13 protein-coding genes are annotated in these 14230 nt (G+C 70.6%); 5 read left to right on the top strand and 8 right to left on the bottom strand.

The features are described 5' to 3' along the window. Positions 1-40: 40 nt before the first annotated feature. Genes QRX60_RS49305 through QRX60_RS49315 form a run of 3 tightly spaced genes read right to left on the bottom strand, consistent with a single transcriptional unit; the run spans position 41 to position 3199 of the window. Positions 41-1138, bottom strand: coding sequence for an NAD(P)/FAD-dependent oxidoreductase (locus tag QRX60_RS49305; RefSeq protein WP_285998356.1), 1098 nt, complete (start codon positions 1136-1138; stop codon positions 41-43). Further along, on the bottom strand, positions 1138-2217 hold the full coding sequence (locus QRX60_RS49310; protein WP_285998357.1) for a hypothetical protein: 1080 nt from the start codon (positions 2215-2217) through the stop codon (positions 1138-1140). The genes QRX60_RS49305 and QRX60_RS49310 overlap by 1 nt, the downstream gene beginning before the upstream one ends. Positions 2218-2236: 19 nt before the next feature. Then, positions 2237-3199, bottom strand: coding sequence for a hypothetical protein (locus QRX60_RS49315; protein WP_285998358.1), 963 nt, complete (start codon positions 3197-3199; stop codon positions 2237-2239). Positions 3200-3435: 236 nt separating this feature from the next. Here QRX60_RS49315 and QRX60_RS49320 point away from each other — a divergent pair, with 236 nt between their 5' ends. Then, a complete protein-coding gene (locus QRX60_RS49320) occupies positions 3436-4497 on the top strand; it encodes an LLM class flavin-dependent oxidoreductase (protein ID WP_285998359.1) in 1062 nt (353 codons plus the stop codon). A 75-nt stretch (positions 4498-4572) separates the two neighbouring features. On the opposite strand, the gene QRX60_RS49325 is transcribed toward QRX60_RS49320, so the two are convergent. Next, positions 4573-5235, bottom strand: coding sequence for a GOLPH3/VPS74 family protein (locus QRX60_RS49325; RefSeq protein WP_285998360.1), 663 nt, complete (start codon positions 5233-5235; stop codon positions 4573-4575). A gap of 311 nt (positions 5236-5546) precedes the next feature. Here QRX60_RS49325 and QRX60_RS49330 point away from each other — a divergent pair, with 311 nt between their 5' ends. Then, the gene (locus tag QRX60_RS49330) at positions 5547-7145 is read left to right on the top strand and encodes a beta-N-acetylhexosaminidase (protein ID WP_285998361.1); all 1599 of its coding nucleotides are present in this window, start codon (positions 5547-5549) and stop codon (positions 7143-7145) included. Further along, on the top strand, positions 7130-7891 hold the full coding sequence (locus QRX60_RS49335; RefSeq protein WP_285998362.1) for a class I SAM-dependent methyltransferase: 762 nt from the start codon (positions 7130-7132) through the stop codon (positions 7889-7891). The genes QRX60_RS49330 and QRX60_RS49335 overlap by 16 nt, the downstream gene beginning before the upstream one ends. Positions 7892-8024: 133 nt before the next feature. On the opposite strand, the gene QRX60_RS49340 is transcribed toward QRX60_RS49335, so the two are convergent. Both QRX60_RS49340 and QRX60_RS49345 read right to left on the bottom strand, forming a co-directional pair. After that, on the bottom strand, positions 8025-9449 hold the full coding sequence (locus QRX60_RS49340; protein WP_285998363.1) for an amino acid adenylation domain-containing protein: 1425 nt from the start codon (positions 9447-9449) through the stop codon (positions 8025-8027). A 5-nt stretch (positions 9450-9454) separates the two neighbouring features. Then, positions 9455-10585: an acyl-CoA dehydrogenase family protein gene (locus tag QRX60_RS49345; RefSeq protein ID WP_285998364.1), complete on the bottom strand. Its 1131-nt coding sequence runs from the start codon at positions 10583-10585 to the stop codon at positions 9455-9457. A 78-nt stretch (positions 10586-10663) separates the two neighbouring features. Here QRX60_RS49345 and QRX60_RS49350 point away from each other — a divergent pair, with 78 nt between their 5' ends. Beyond that, positions 10664-11842 (top strand): macrolide family glycosyltransferase, encoded by a 1179-nt coding sequence (locus QRX60_RS49350; protein WP_285998365.1) that lies wholly within the window; start codon positions 10664-10666, stop codon positions 11840-11842. A gap of 65 nt (positions 11843-11907) precedes the next feature. Here the strand turns inward: QRX60_RS49350 and QRX60_RS49355 are convergent, their stop codons facing one another. Continuing rightward, positions 11908-12741, bottom strand: a complete 834-nt coding sequence (locus tag QRX60_RS49355; RefSeq protein WP_285998366.1) for an ABC transporter permease — start codon at positions 12739-12741, stop codon at positions 11908-11910. Between the two features lies 1 nt (position 12742). Then, positions 12743-13714, bottom strand: coding sequence for an ABC transporter ATP-binding protein (locus tag QRX60_RS49360; RefSeq protein ID WP_285998367.1), 972 nt, complete (start codon positions 13712-13714; stop codon positions 12743-12745). A 274-nt stretch (positions 13715-13988) separates the two neighbouring features. Here QRX60_RS49360 and QRX60_RS49365 point away from each other — a divergent pair, with 274 nt between their 5' ends. Continuing rightward, positions 13989-14201, top strand: coding sequence for a hypothetical protein (locus QRX60_RS49365; protein ID WP_285998368.1), 213 nt, complete (start codon positions 13989-13991; stop codon positions 14199-14201). Positions 14202-14230: the final 29 nt, after the last annotated feature.

Below are 14230 nucleotides of genomic sequence, written 5' to 3' on the forward strand. Positions count from 1 at the left end.
GGTGCGAGATCATTATGCGGCGGATTTTTTGGGGAACTTGCTAGCTTGTCGCCGCACCGCCGAAACGGTCCGGCGTGAAGACGTCGACCAGGTCGTCGCCCACGCCGTCGACGATCCGGCCGGCCAGCGCGCGGCCGAACAGCGGCCCCAGCGTGACCCCCGCACTCGCGACGGCCTCGTAGTACCCCGGCACCGCCGACAGCGGGCCGACGCTGGGCAGCTCGTCACGGGCGCAGCGCGCGTCCACGACCTCGGCCGTCCGCACGGTCGCGGTGCCCAGCAACGGCACCACCTTCGCCGCGCGGTCCAGCAGGTCCTTGACGTACTCCGGGTCCGGCGCGCCCGAACGCGGGGGCAATCCGCGGTCGACGCGGTCGGAGCGCAGGACCACGCGGCCGGGACCGTCGGGCCGGATGCTGACCTCGGGCGCGCGCAGGATGTACTCGAGGGGGTCGCCGTCGACGAGCAGGTGCGCGATCAGGCTGCGCCGCGGCGGGCCGAGGAACGGGCGGGCACCGGCCAGCGCGCCGATCTCGTCCGCGGCCGAGCCGGCGGCGTTGACCACGACGTCGGCTTCGAGCCGGCGGCCGTCCGCGAGCCCGACGCCGTCGCGCGACACCGACGTCACTTCGGCGTTCAGTTCCAGCGTGGCACCGAGGGAAACGGCTTCGTCCAGCAGGTGCCGGGTGAACGCGACCGCGTCGATCCAACCCTCGGCAGGCAGCACGGCGACCGTGCCCGTGGCGGGGAAGACGACCGACGAACCGAGGACGTCGGCCGCCGAAGCGCCGGGGTGCCGGTCGACCGGGCAGCCCCATTCGTCGAGCTGCGCGAGGTAGCCGGCGAAGGACTCGTCGTCGGTCCACGCCACCGTCCCGGTGCGGTGCCACCACGGCGCGGGCGCGAACTCGCCGGCCAGCGCCGCGTGTTCGGCGATGCCCGCCTGGTTCAGGTCGAAGTAGGCCTTGGGGAAGCGCCGGTACGCCGTCGCGGTGGCGAACCCGACCTCCGTGGTGCCCGAGGCGGCCCGGTCCGCGCGGTCGACGCAGTGCACGCGGGCGCCGCGCCGGGCGAGGTGGTAGGCCACCGAGGCGCCGATGACCCCGGCGCCGACGACGACCACCTTCGGCGCCGCCATCAGTAGAGCCCTTCCGGCGCGGCCTGGCTGACCTGCAGCGGGCGCACGTTGAAGACGCCGTCGACCGGCCACTCGCCCTTGGTGTCGTAGCGGGTCGCCTCGTCGCGCTCCAGCAGATTGGGCAGGAAGAGGTCTTCGTGCAGCACGGTCAGCTTCAGCTGGCCCGACTGTCCCTTGTCGACAGTCCGCCGGAAGTCCGCCGGGTCCACCACGGACATCGTCACCTGCGGGTACGTCGGCGCGTAGGGAAGGATCGCACCGCCGTCCTCCGGGTGCAGGCTCACCGCGTTGCCGAAGGTGTTGCCGTAGCCCGACCGCACCAGCCCGCCGTCGAGGGCCTGAACGAAATCCTGGTACATCTGCGGGCTCATGTGCGTGCCGCCCAGGCGCACGCCGTCGAGCGCGGCGACCAGCTCCGGCTGCCGCGCGATCAGCTTCTGCAGCAGCGCGGGCGTGGTGTTGAGGTAGTGGACGTGCTGCGAGCGCAGGATGTCGACGATCTGCGCCAGCACGTGCTCGGTGTACTCCCCCAGCTCCTTCATCTTGCCGGCGCGGATGAGCTGCTTGATCCACCGCGGGTCCATGTCGATGCCGTACACCAGTCCGGCCAGCTGCTCGGACAGCTCGATCGCGCCGTTGCCGATCTGGTGCGGCCCGCTCGGCGTCGCCTGCAGCCAGGTCCGGCCGGCCTGGTAGCCGTCGAACAGGTAGGACCAGCGCCGCCACTCGACGCGGTGGGTCATCATGTCTTCGGTGTAGAACACCCGCACGGGGTCGCCGGTGGTGCCGCCGGACTCCCAGACGCGCCCGATCAGCGGCCGCGGCACGGTGCGCGGCACCAGGTCGCCGGGGTCCATGCCGCGCAGGTCGCCGGGCGGGAACGGGCCGAACTCGGCGAGCTGGTCGTATCGCGTGATGTCCATCGGGTCGAACGCCAGCTCGGTCGCCCGCTTCAGCCAGTACGGGCTGCCGAGCTCCGGGTTGAAGTGCCGCCGCACCACGTGCCGCGTCCACGCGTCGAGGTCGAGGGACAACCAGTGGTCGGTCAGGCTGGCACGTTCGTGCGTGCGGGTGCTCACGGTTTCTCCTTGCTCGGGTTCAGGCGGGGGCGACCAGGTCGACGGCGTAGTCGTAGATCGCGGTCATGGCTTCGGTGACGTGGTGCGGCTCGGTGATGCGCACGACGGGGAACGGGAAGTCGAGCACGCCGGCGGGCAGCGTGGGCCCGAGGACGAAGGCGAGCCGGACGCCCCGGCTCTTCATCCCGGCGCACACGTGCGGCAGGCTCATCGTGGTGGTCTTGTTGCGCTGGAACAGGTCGCGGACCTCGTCCGCCGTCGTCAGCGCGCGCTCCTCGAGGAACGAGCACACCGGGATCCGCGGGTCGCCCACCGCCATCGCCGCCACCGTGGGTGCCATGAAGTCGGTCGCGTACTGGCGCAGCGGGGAGTGCACGGCGAACGGCTGGCCGTCGATGACGCTGATCATGCCGGGCGGGCTCTGCGCGACCAGCTTGTCGAGGGCCTCGGCCGTGCCGCTGAGCATGAGCAGCCGGGCGGTGCCGTTCGCGAGCACGCCGAAGTCGCCGCCGAGGTACACGCCGGGCCGCCGGTCGCCGTAGTAGAACGTCGGGTCCTCGGTCACCGGGAGGAAGGCGATGGCCGCGCCCTGCGCCGGGGGCGCCGGGTCGGGCAGCGGCGTCTTGGCCTCGCGCACCAGCAGGTCGAACAGCGTGCGCCGGTCCACCGCGCCCGCGACGGAGCTCGCGATCAGCCCGCCGAGGCTGATGCCGCCGGCGACGCCGGGGTGGATGTCGGACTCGGCGAGCACGTCGTGGATGCCGAAGGCCAGCGCGGCCAGCCGGATGCCGGCGAGGCTGAAACGGTCGTGGTCGCCGCGGGGCTCGAACTCGCCGCGCAGCAGAGCACGCGGTTCGAGGCCGGTCCAGTCGCGCACCTGCTCGTAGGAGCGGCGCATGGCCGGGTAGGCCTCGTAGAGCTTCGCGCCGTGTTCCGGGTCGGGATCGGAGATGTTCGCGCCGAACAGATATCCCAGAGTCACCGAATTCTCCTGACGAACGTTTCCGAAGCGGCTGCCGTGACGCTACGCATCCCCTTACGCGCGGAACCGGGCTAGCATGGGGGCTCTAGGCAAAACCTCAGCTCCGGGCGCGGGACTCCTTAAGGGTTCCCCCAGGGTTGGCCTGGTAGGGCGGCTATCGCGGGCGACGCGGGTGGGAAAAAGCTGGCAGCCGGCCCATCCAGGCTCGTCACCCTATTCGCCGGAGGTATCAGAACGTGGAGTATGGCGTCTCGCTGTTGCCGGACTGCGACCCGGAGACCACGACCGCCTCGCAGTACTTCCAGGATGTGCTGCAGGTCAGTGTGCTCGCCGATCAGCTCGGCCTGAACTACGTCAAGATGACCGAGCACTACCTGCGCTCCTACGGCGGATATTCCCCCAGCCCGCTGGCCTTCCTGTCGGCCGTGGCCGCGCGCACCCAGTCGATCCGCCTGATGACCGGCGGCATCCAGGCGTCGTTCCACCACCCGATCCAGATCGCCGCGCACGCGGCGCAGGTCGACGTGATGAGCGGCGGCCGCCTGGACGTCGGGTTCGCGCGCGCCTTCCTGCCGTACGAGTTCGAGGCGTTCGGCGTCGACATGGACACCAGCCGCGAACGGTTCCTCGCCACGATCGAAGCCGTCGTGCGGCTGTGGAACGAGAAGGACGTCACCGAGGACACGCCGTTCTTCTCCTACGAGAAGGCGAACTCGCTCCCGGCACCGGTGCAGCAGCCCGGCCCGCCGGTGTGGGTGGCCGCGCTGGCGACCCCGGCGAGCTTCGACTGGACCGGCCGCAAGGGCTTCAACCTGCTCATCAGCTCGACCCAGCTGAACGAGATGGCCCGCAAGCGCGAATACGTCGAGCTGTACCGCAACGCGTTCCTGGAGGAGCACGGCGACTCCGGGCGCAAGCCGAAGTTCGCGGTGAGCATCCCGCTGCTGATCGCCGACACCGACGAGGAGGCGCGCGACCTGGCCGTGCCGTTCATGGTGAAGTCGTTCAACGCCTTCAAGGAGGCGATCCTGTCCTGGCACAACGTCGAATCCCCGGCGTACGAGGGCTACACCGCGATGGCCCGCCAGATGGCCAGCTTCGACCTGGAGACCGACGGACTCGAGTCGAAGGCCGTCGTCGGCTCGCCGGACACGGTCCTGGGCCGCATCGAAGAGGTCCGCGACGTGCTCGGCCCGGACGTCATCCTGTGGAACCTCGACTTCGGCGGCCAGTCGCTGGAGACCATGTCCCGCACGCTGAACCTCTTCGCGGACAAGGTCATGCCCGCACTCGGGTGACCCCTCCCAGGGGTGAAGAAGCGGAAGGACCCGGCGGCTGGGGCAGCCACCGGGGCCTTCCGCCGTACCGAAGGGTCAGCCGCTGAAGCCGAGCCCACCCTGGGCCGCGATCATCGTCAGCCGGATGCCGCGCAGCGCCTTCTCCAGGCCGGGGGCGACCTCACCGACGCGGTCGGTCAGCTCCTCGATGCGGTCCTTGTACTCGCCCTTGCTCTCCTTGCGCGTCACGACGCTCGGCACCGTCCCGGCGGCGGCGAGCGCGACCAGCGCGGCGTCGTCCGCGCCGACCTGGGCGGCCGGGGTCGAGCCGTGCAGCACCTCGACGGCGTGCTCCTGCAGTGCCTTGGCCAGCGCGGGGTCGGTGGCGGTCACGTGGGTCTTCGGCACGACGCCCAGGACCTTCTTCTCGTGGACCGTCAGCAGCTTCTGCTCCACGAGCTGCTCCTCGATCGCGTCGAGGGTCTCCTTGTAGTCGTGCCGCAGCCACGACTTCCAGCTGCGCTTCTCGTTGCCGATCTGCGCGAGCAGCCGGTCGAGCACCGGGTCACCGGTCGGGTCCGACTTGACCAGCACGGCGTCGCCGTCGTCGTCGGCGATGTTGCCGCGCAGCGCCAGCTCCGTCAGCACGCCGGCACGGGTCAGGAACGCCGTGCGGGTGCGGTCGTAGAGGTCTTCCTTCTCCAGGTCGTAGGCCAGCAGGTAGGCGCGGTAGTGGACGGCGGTCGGCGTCTCGGTCATGTCGGTCACCCGTTTCTGTGTCGTTCGTCGGTACGAGCCGGGATCCCCGCGTCCGGCCGGGTGCTCCCCCTGGCGGACGCGTTCCTAGGCGTATTACCCGATCTTGGCGGAAGTCATCCCGCCGAAAAACGGCCAAAGGTTGACAGTCGGTGACGGAAGGTTGTCGGCCCACAACCTTAGTTGTTCCGGCGTGCGGAGTAGCGGGGCTTAGCAGTCTCCCCAGACGTCGGCCGATCGGGTGGACTCGCGGCCCACCAGGCCGTTAAGAGAAAGAGGCCAGTCTCTTCACCACTATCCGCAATGGACGGCTCATGACCGCTCGAAGTGTCAGGCGTGGGGTGCTGTTCCTCTCCCTCCTCGGCCTGCTCGCCCCCGTGGTGCCCGCCGGTGCCGCACCGCAGCCGGTTCCGGCCGCATCGACCCTGCAGCAGATCGTGCCCGCCCCGGTGTCGGTGACGGCGGACCCGGCCGTCCGCTACCGGCTCGGTCCGGAGACGGTGGTGTTCACCTCCGGCGGCACCGACGCCCGCCAGGTCGGCGACTACCTCGCCGGCCTGCTCCGCCCGGCCACCCGGTTCCGGGTCCCCGTGGTCACCGCGCCCGCCCTCCCCGGCGTCCCGAAGGCGCTGCCCGGGATCTCGCTGCTGCTCGGCGGCGCGGACCCCCGCGTCGGCGCCGAGGGCTACCAGCTCGACAGCACCGCGTCCGGGGTGACCATCCGGGCCGCGAAGCCCGCCGGGCTGTTCAACGGCGTGCAGACGCTGCGCCAGCTCCTGCCTGCTTCGCTGAGCGGGACGCTCACCGTGCCCGGCGGCCACGTCCTCGACTACCCGCGCTACGCCTACCGCGGCGCGATGCTCGACGTGGCGCGGCACTTCCTGCCGGTGGCCGACGTGAAGAAGTACATCGACGACATCGCGCTGTACAAGATCAACAACCTGCACCTGCACCTCACCGACGACCAGGGCTGGCGGCTGCAGATCGACGGCTGGCCGAACCTGACCGCCAAAGGCGCGAGCACCGGCTCCGGCGGCGGGGCCGGCGGGTTCTACACCCAGGCCCAGTACCGCGACATCGTCGCCTACGCGCAGAGCCGGCACATCACGATCGTGCCGGAGATCGACATGCCGTCGCACTTCGGCGCGGCGCTGTCGTCCTACGCCGAGCTCAACTGCGACGGCGTCGCCGGGCCGGTCTACACCGGGCTCACCCCCGCGCCGCGATCGGACCTGTGCGTCGGCAAGCCGGTCACGTACAAGTTCATCGGCGACGTGCTCGGCCAGCTCGCCGCGCTGACCCCGGGCGGCTACCTCGACGTCGGCGGCGACGAGATCCAGGACCTCGACGACGCGCAGTACACGGCGTTCATGGCGAAGGTCGCGCCGATGGTGGCCAAGCTCGGCAAGAAGCTGCTGGGCTGGGCGGAGATGCTCACCGCGACCCCGCCGAAGGGCGCGACCGGCGAGTTCTGGATCTACGACGGCACCCAGAACGAGGTCGGCGAAGCGAGCCAAAAGGGCGCGAAGCTGATCATGGCGCCGTGCGTCTACACCTACCTCGACATGAAGTACGCCCCCGGCGTCCCGGCCGACATCGGCCTGGAGTGGGCGGGCGACATCAGCGTCCAGGCCGCGTACGGCTGGGACCCGACCGCCGTGGTGCCCGGCGCGCTGAACTCGAACATCGACGGCGTCGAAGCTCCCTTGTGGACGGACACTGTGCGCAGCTTCGACGACGTCCGCTACCTGGCCTTCCCCCGGCTGCCGGCCATCGCCGAGATCGGCTGGTCGCCGCAGGCGAGCCACGACTGGACGTCGTTCGCGTCCCGGCTGGCCGCGCAGGGCCCGCGCTGGACGGCGCTCGGCGTGAAGTACTACGCGGCCCCGGAAATCCCGTGGCCGAAGAACTGACCCGGCGGGAGAGGCCCACGATGGCGGACAAGGGCGGGCAGGTCTGGGAGGCCTACTGGACGGACCTCCCGGACCGCACGGGCGCGGCCTTCTGGGACTGCGAACCGGCTGACGGCGCGGCGGCGCACGCCGAGCTGTTCAAGGCGCACTTCGACCCGGCGCTCCCGCTGGTCGACCTGGGCTGCGGCAACGGGACCCAGACGAAGTACCTGGCCGGGCTGTACGACCGGGTCGTCGGCGTCGACATCGCGGAAGCCGCGCTGAACCGGGCGCGAAGGGAGAACGCCGCCGACAACGCCTCGTACGAACTGCTCGACGTGCTCGACGACGCGTCCGTGGCGGCGTTCCGAGAGCGGTACGGCGACGTGAACATCTACCTGTCGGGCGTGATCCACCAGCTACCGGTCGAGAAGCGGGTGGCGTGCGCGCGCAACCTGGCCGTGCTGGCCGGGGCGCGCGGGTGCGTGTTCAACCAGGAGCTGACGCCGGCGAGCTACACGTACATGCAGCAGCTGATCGCCGACCCCGCCAACGACCTGCCCAAGCTGGAGCGGGTGTCGATCTACTTCGGCATCGGCCTCCAGCCGGCGGCGGGCGAGGCGGAGCTGGAGACGGTGTACGAGCTGGGCGGCCTGACCGTCGTGGACGGCGGCGAGCTGCTGCTGCGCACGACGGAGACCCTGCCCGACGGGTCGGGCCTGGACCTGCCGACCCACTACGTCATCGCCCGAGCCTCCGGCTCCTGAACGCGAAGCCGGGAAGGCCACCTCGAGTCCGTCGAGGTGGCCCTTCCCGGCTTTCGGAGTGGTCGGGACGACGTGAATGACTCATTCCTGTCGCCTGGCGACAGGAATGAGTCATTCACTACATCCGAAGGGGTCAGTGGGCGAGGGCGGCGCGGTCGGTCTTGCCGTTCGCCGTGCGGGGCAGCTCACCGACCACGCTCACCTCGTCCACGATCATGTACCGCGGCAGGTGCGCCGCGCAGTGCGCCTTCATCCCCAGCAGCGTCACGCGCTCGCCCGGGCGCGGCACGATCACCGCGCGCAGGCGGGCGTCGATGCCCGCGCCCGCGACGATCACCGCCACCTCCGCGACCGCGGGGTGCCGGGACAGCGCCGTCTCGATCTCGCCCAGTTCGATGCGGTGGCCGCGGATCTTGACCATCGCGTCGCGGCGGCCGGCGTACTCCAGCTCGCCCGCCGCGTCGTACCGGCCGACGTCGCCGGTGTGGTAGCCGCCCAGCTGCGGTGGCGCTCCCCAGTAGCCGAGCATGACGGTCGGGCCCTCGACGACGATCTCGCCGTCCGGCGACAGCGTCAGCGTGGCGCCCGAACAGGCGCGCCCGATCGGCAGGCCGCCGGTCCGGGAGAGGTCCGCGTCGGTCACCTCGTAGCTGGTGACGACGTTCGTTTCGGTCGGCCCGTACCAGTTGAACAGCCGCACGTCCGGCCACGCGCGGCGCAGCGTCTGCACCCCGGCGATCGGGAACGGCTCCCCGGCGAACACGCAGACCCGCAGGGACGCCGGCGCCGGCCGGTCGAGCAGGCCACCGTGGCGCATCATCAGCAGCAGCGCCGAAGGCACCGAGTACCAGACGCTGATCCCGCGGCCGTGCAGGAAGTCCGTCAGTTCGGCCGGCGAGTAGGACAGGTCCGAACCGGCCAGGTCCACCGACGCCCCGGCGAGGAACGCGCCGTAGAGGTCGAACACCGACAGGTCGAAGTTGAACGGCGCGTGGTTGGCCAGCCGGTCTCCCGCGTGCAGCCCGGTCTCCGCCGCGGCCCACTCGACGAAGGCGAGCGCGTTGCGGTGGCTGATCAGGACACCCTTCGGCGCGCCCGTCGAGCCGGAGGTGTAGAGGATGTAAGCGGGCTCGTCCGGCCCGACGTGTTCGGGCGGCGGCGGTGTGTCGCTTGTGGACAGTGCGGTGAACGAGCTCAGCGGCGGCGGGTTCGCGCCCCAGTCGGCCACCTGGTCCGTGACGACCAGCGCGGGCGTGCAGCCCTCGGCGATGAGCCGCACCCGCGAAACCGGGTTCGACGGCGCGACCGGCACGTAGACCGCGCCCAGCCGCAGCGCGGCCTGCATCAGCGCCACCACCTCGACGCTCTTCTCCGCCCAGATCAGCACCCGGTCACCACGGCGGACGCCTGCCGCGTGCAGCCCGGCGGCCTGCCGGCCGGCCAGCTCGTCGAGTTCCCGGTAGGTGACGGTCGTGTCGCCGGCGTGCACGGCCGGGGCGTCCGGCGTGCGCTCACTCGCAGCGAGGACGAGCTGGTGCAGCAGTTCCGAAGTGTCCACAGGGCTCACATTCCCAGTTCCATCGCGACCAGCTGCCGCTGCACGTCGGAGGCGCCGGAGAAGATCGTGCCGCCGATCGCGTCCCGCAGCGCGGCTTCGATCCCCTGCTCGCGCAGGTAGCCGCGGCTGCCGAACAGTTGCACGGCGTCCGTCGCGCTCGCCACCGTCCCTTCGGACACCGCGAGCTTCGACAGCGCCGCGAACAGCGTCGCGTCTTCGCCCTCGTCCAGCGCCCAGCAGGCCCGGTACAGCAGAAGGCGGGCGCTTTCGGCCCGTAGCTTCATCTCCACGATCCGGTTGGACACCGACTGGAACTCGGCGAGCCGCTTGCCGAACTGGCGGCGGCCGCGCACGTGCTCCAGGCAGCGGTCGATCAGCCGGTCCTGCACGCCCAGGTACAGCGCGAAGAGACAGGCCCGCTCCCAGCCCATCGAGTGCTGGAAGATCGCCGAACCCTGGCCGGGTTCGCCGAGCACGGCGTCCGCGGGCACGAAACAGCCGGTGAAGGTGACCTCGGAGGCCACGCAGCCTTCCATGCCGAGCTTGCCGAACGGCTCCCCGAAGGCGATCCCCGGCGAATGGGCGTCGAGGGCGAAGGCCGTGATGCCCCAGTGGCCGGCGCCGGGGTCGGTGACCGCGTACGTCACCAGGACGTCGGCGACCGGGCCGTTGCTGACGAAGCTCTTGACGCCGTCGAGCACGTACCCGCCCTCGACCGGGGTGGCCGTGGTCCGCAGCGCGCCGACGTCGGAACCCGCCTCGGGCTCGGTCATCGCGTTGCCCGCGATCAGGTCGCCGGCGGCGAGACCGGGCAGGAGCCGGTCGCGCAGTGCCGCCGGGGCGAAGTCCACGATCGGCATCGTGCAGGCGAACAGGTGCGCGGCCGCGCCGAAGACGAGTCCGGTGTCCGGGCAGCCGCGCCCGGCGGCTTCGAACACCCGCGCCGTTTCGAGGGCGGTGAGCCCGCCGCCACCGTGGTCCGCGGGCACGCTGGCGCCGAGGACGCCGAACTTGCCCAGCAGGGCCCACTTCTCGCGGCTGAACACGTACTCGGGCGCGGCCGGGAAGGCCGCCCGCGTGTCGGCCACCGTCCGGTCGTAGCGCTGCCGCTGGTCCGCGGTCCAGCCGAACTCCATGCGCCCACCTCCACCAGGGTTCGCGCCCGAGGCTAACGGCGGCACGTCTAGCGAAATCCCTGAATACGCGGTGCGAGCATGACTGGTGTGACCCGCCACGTCGTGCTCTGCACCCTGCCCGGTTACGGACACGTGACGCCCGTCCTGGACGTCCTCGGCGAGCTGGTCCGGCGCGGCCACCGGGTCACCGTGGCGACCGGCAGCGCGTTCGCCGACCGGATCGCCGCGACCGGCGCCCGGCCTCTCCCCTACGACGGGCCGGCCGACGACCCGGGTTCCCACCGCCTCGCGGCCGCGCTGACCGGCGCGTCCAGTTGCCTCGAGCCGCTGGCACCGGTGCGGAAGCTGCTCGTGGACGACCCGCCCGACGTGCTCGCGTTCGACTCGACCATGTGGATCGCGGGCCGCGTCCTCGCGAACGACGTCACGTGCCCGACGATCCAGCTCTCGGCGTGTTTCGCGTCCAACGAGCACTATTCCCTGCCGACGCACGTGGCCCGGTACCCCGACTCGTCCACAGTGGACGACGATGAGCCGTACGACTTCCTCGCCGATCTCACCGCCCTGCTGACGGCCGAGGCCCCGGGGCAGACGGCGGAGCAGTTCCTCGACGACGGCCGCGACCACAAGCTGGTCCTCATCCCCCGCGACTTCCAGTACGCGGGCGAGACGTTCGACGACCGGCACACGTTCACCGGCCCGTGCTTCGGCCCGCAGCGGCCGCTGACGGGCTGGGATCCACCGGCGAACGGCAACCCGGTGCTGCTGGTGTCCCTGGGCACGTCGGCGTTCAACGACCAGCCGGACTTCTTCCGGCAGTGCGCCCGCGCGTTCGCGGACCTGCCGTGGAACCTGGTGATGACCCTGGGCGGCGGCGTGGATCCGGCGTCACTGGGCCCGTTGCCCCCGAATGTCGAGGCACGCCAGTGGATTCCACACCCGGCGGTGCTGCGGCACGCGTCGGCGTTCGTGACGTCGGCGGGCATGGGGAGCGTCATGGAGGCGTTCTACTGCGGGACCCCGCTGGTGCTGGTGCCGATGCACGGCGAGCAGGAGGTCAACACCGAGCGGGTGGTGGAGCTGGGCCTCGGCATCCGCCTGCCCCGCGAAGAGCTGACACCAGAAGCGATCCGCGACGCGGTCCTGGCGGTGGCGGCCGACGAAGGCGTCGGCGCGCGCATGCGGGCGATGCGCGACCACACGCACGAAGGCGGCGGCGCCATCACAGCCGCCGACCGCATCCTCGAAACGACGTGAATGACTCATTCATGTCGCCTGGCGACATGAATGAGTCATTCACTACATCCCGGCAGCCGGAGACCTCAGCCGGAGTCGCGCTTGCCCATCAGGGAGAACGCCACCACCAGCGCCACCGCGACCCACGTCAGCAGCGTGCCGCCGCCGGTCAGCGGACCCAGGTAGGTCACCGAGTCCGTCTTCAGCTGGGCCGTGCTCAGCTGCTCCGCGGCCGAAGCCGGGAAGTACGCCAGGATGTCGCGCTGAACCCACGTCGGCAGCAGAGCGCCGAGGATCGCCGGGGCGAAGATGAAGCCGATCGCCGTCGCGATCGCGCCCGCCGCGCTGCGCATCATCACGCCGAACGACAGCGCCAGCAGCGCGAACGCCGCGAACTCCGCGCCCCAGCCCAGCAGGCTGCGCAGCACGCCCGGGCCGCCGAGGCCCAGCGTCGGGATGGCCGGGTTGATGCCGAGCACGAGCTGGCCGATGAAGAACGCCGCCGCCGCGAACAGGGTGCCGAGCACGAACGCCAGCAACCCGACGACCACGGCCTTCGAGATCAGGACGCGGCCGCGGTGCGGCGTGATGGCCAGCGTGAGGCGCATCATCCCGGTCGAGTACTCACCGGACACGGCGAGCACGCCGAGCACCGAGATGAGGATCAGGCCGAGGTTCATCCCGACCATGCTGGTGCCCGCCGAGTCGAAGTCGGCCGTCTGCCCGGCGGGCAGGTTCTTGTAGTCCTGTTCGGTCAGGAAGCTGAACAGCACGGAGAACCCGACACTGACCACCGCCGCGGCGATGACGACGAGCCAGGTCGACCGGACCGACTTGAGCTTGGTCCACTCCGCGGCGAGCGTGTTGGTGATGCCGGGCGAGGTCTTCTCGGCGGGCAGCGAGGCCGTTGCGGTCGTCACGTCATTCCGTCCCTTCCGCGGCGAGTGCCCGCACGGTCTCGAGTACTTTGTGCTCCTCCGGCGCCGCGGCGTTGTGCGACCGGTACTGCACGCTGTCCTTGGTGAGGTCCATGAACGCGGCCTCGAGGCTCGCGCGGACCGGCGTCAGCTCGTGCAGCCCGAGCCGGCGCTCCAGCGCCAGGTCGCCGATCTCCGGCGCGTCCAGGCCGACGACGTTGAGCGAACCGTCGTCCAGCTTCGTCACCTTGCCGCCCGCCCTTTCGAGGGCTTCGGCGAGCTCGGCGGCCTGCGGCGAGACCACGTGGACGTGGCTGCGCGCGCTGCGCTGGGTGAAGTCGGCGATCGGCATGTCGGCGATGAGCTCGCCGCGGCCGATCACGATGACGTGCGCGGCGGTCTCTTCCATCTCGTTCATCAGGTGGCTGGACACGAAGACCGTCCGCCCCCCGGCGGCGAGGTCCTGCATCAGGGTCCTGATCCAGTAGATGCCCTCGGGGTCGAGGCCGTTGACCGGCTCGTCGAACAGCAGCGTCGGCGGGTCGCCCAGCAGGGCGGTCGCGATGCCGAGCCGCTGGTACATGCCGAGGGAGAAGTTGCCGACCTTCTTGCCCGCGACGTCGGTGAGGCCGACGGTGTCGAGCACCTCGTCCACCCGCTTGCGCGGGATGCCGCCGGCCTGCGCCACCCACTGCAGGTGCCGGTACGCCGTGCGCGCGCCGTGGACGGCCTTCGCGTCGAGCAGCGCCCCGACCTCCCGCATCGGCGCGGGCAGGTCGCGGTAGGCCTTGCCGTTGACCGTGACCGAGCCGCCGCTGGGGGCGTCCAGGCCGAGGATCATCCGCATCGTGGTCGACTTGCCGGCCCCGTTGGGCCCCAGGAAACCGGTCACGACGCCAGGCTTGATGTCGAACGACAGGCCGTTGACGGCCGTCGTGTCCCCGTATCGCTTCGTCAGATCTCGTGCTGTGATCAAGCGCCTGCTCCGTATTCGATCCGGTAGTACCTGAGGACAAGTCAACCGGCTGCCACCACCGCCGGGCTAGTACACAAGGTCGCTTGTCACCGCAACCAAAGTTGCAACCCCCGTACCTGCGTGATCTTCCCAGCACCCGGCGCGGCCGGCAACTCGGGAGAACGTCAACTTTCGATGGTCGGAAGACGACTTTCGAGGACTCACAACGCTGATCGCCGTGTGCTTGAATCGATCACAAGAGATTTCGTCGACCACTTTTCACGAGGAGTTTCCGATGGCCAAAGAACAAGGACGTCCCTTCGTTTCCCTCGTCATGGGACTGATTCTCGTCGCGGGCGGGGTCGCGATCATCATCAACGCGGGAGAGCACACGATCGGCGTGATCGGCGGCGCCGTCACCATCGTCGTGGGTCTGCTGTTCTTCGTCCGCAGCGCCACTTCCCGCAAGACGACGGCCGCCGGACGGCGCCGCTTCTTCATCTCCTGAGAATCCTGAAAACCAGCCATCGACGGAAC

Source organism: Amycolatopsis mongoliensis, from assembly GCF_030285665.1.
Lineage (GTDB): Bacteria > Actinomycetota > Actinomycetes > Mycobacteriales > Pseudonocardiaceae > Amycolatopsis > Amycolatopsis mongoliensis.

Excerpts from the sequence above, each read along its gene's own strand:
- QRX60_RS49305 (WP_285998356.1), bottom strand. The coding sequence starts at position 1,138 with ATGGCGGCGCCGAAGGTGGTCGTCGTCGGCGCCGGGGTCATCGGCGCC.
- QRX60_RS49325 (WP_285998360.1), bottom strand. The coding sequence starts at position 5,235 with ATGACCGAGACGCCGACCGCCGTCCACTACCGCGCCTACCTGCTGGCC.
- QRX60_RS49330 (WP_285998361.1), top strand. The coding sequence starts at position 5,547 with ATGACCGCTCGAAGTGTCAGGCGTGGGGTGCTGTTCCTCTCCCTCCTC.
- QRX60_RS49345 (WP_285998364.1), bottom strand. The coding sequence starts at position 10,585 with ATGGAGTTCGGCTGGACCGCGGACCAGCGGCAGCGCTACGACCGGACG.
- QRX60_RS49350 (WP_285998365.1), top strand. The coding sequence starts at position 10,664 with ATGACTGGTGTGACCCGCCACGTCGTGCTCTGCACCCTGCCCGGTTAC.
- QRX60_RS49365 (WP_285998368.1), top strand. The coding sequence starts at position 13,989 with ATGGCCAAAGAACAAGGACGTCCCTTCGTTTCCCTCGTCATGGGACTG.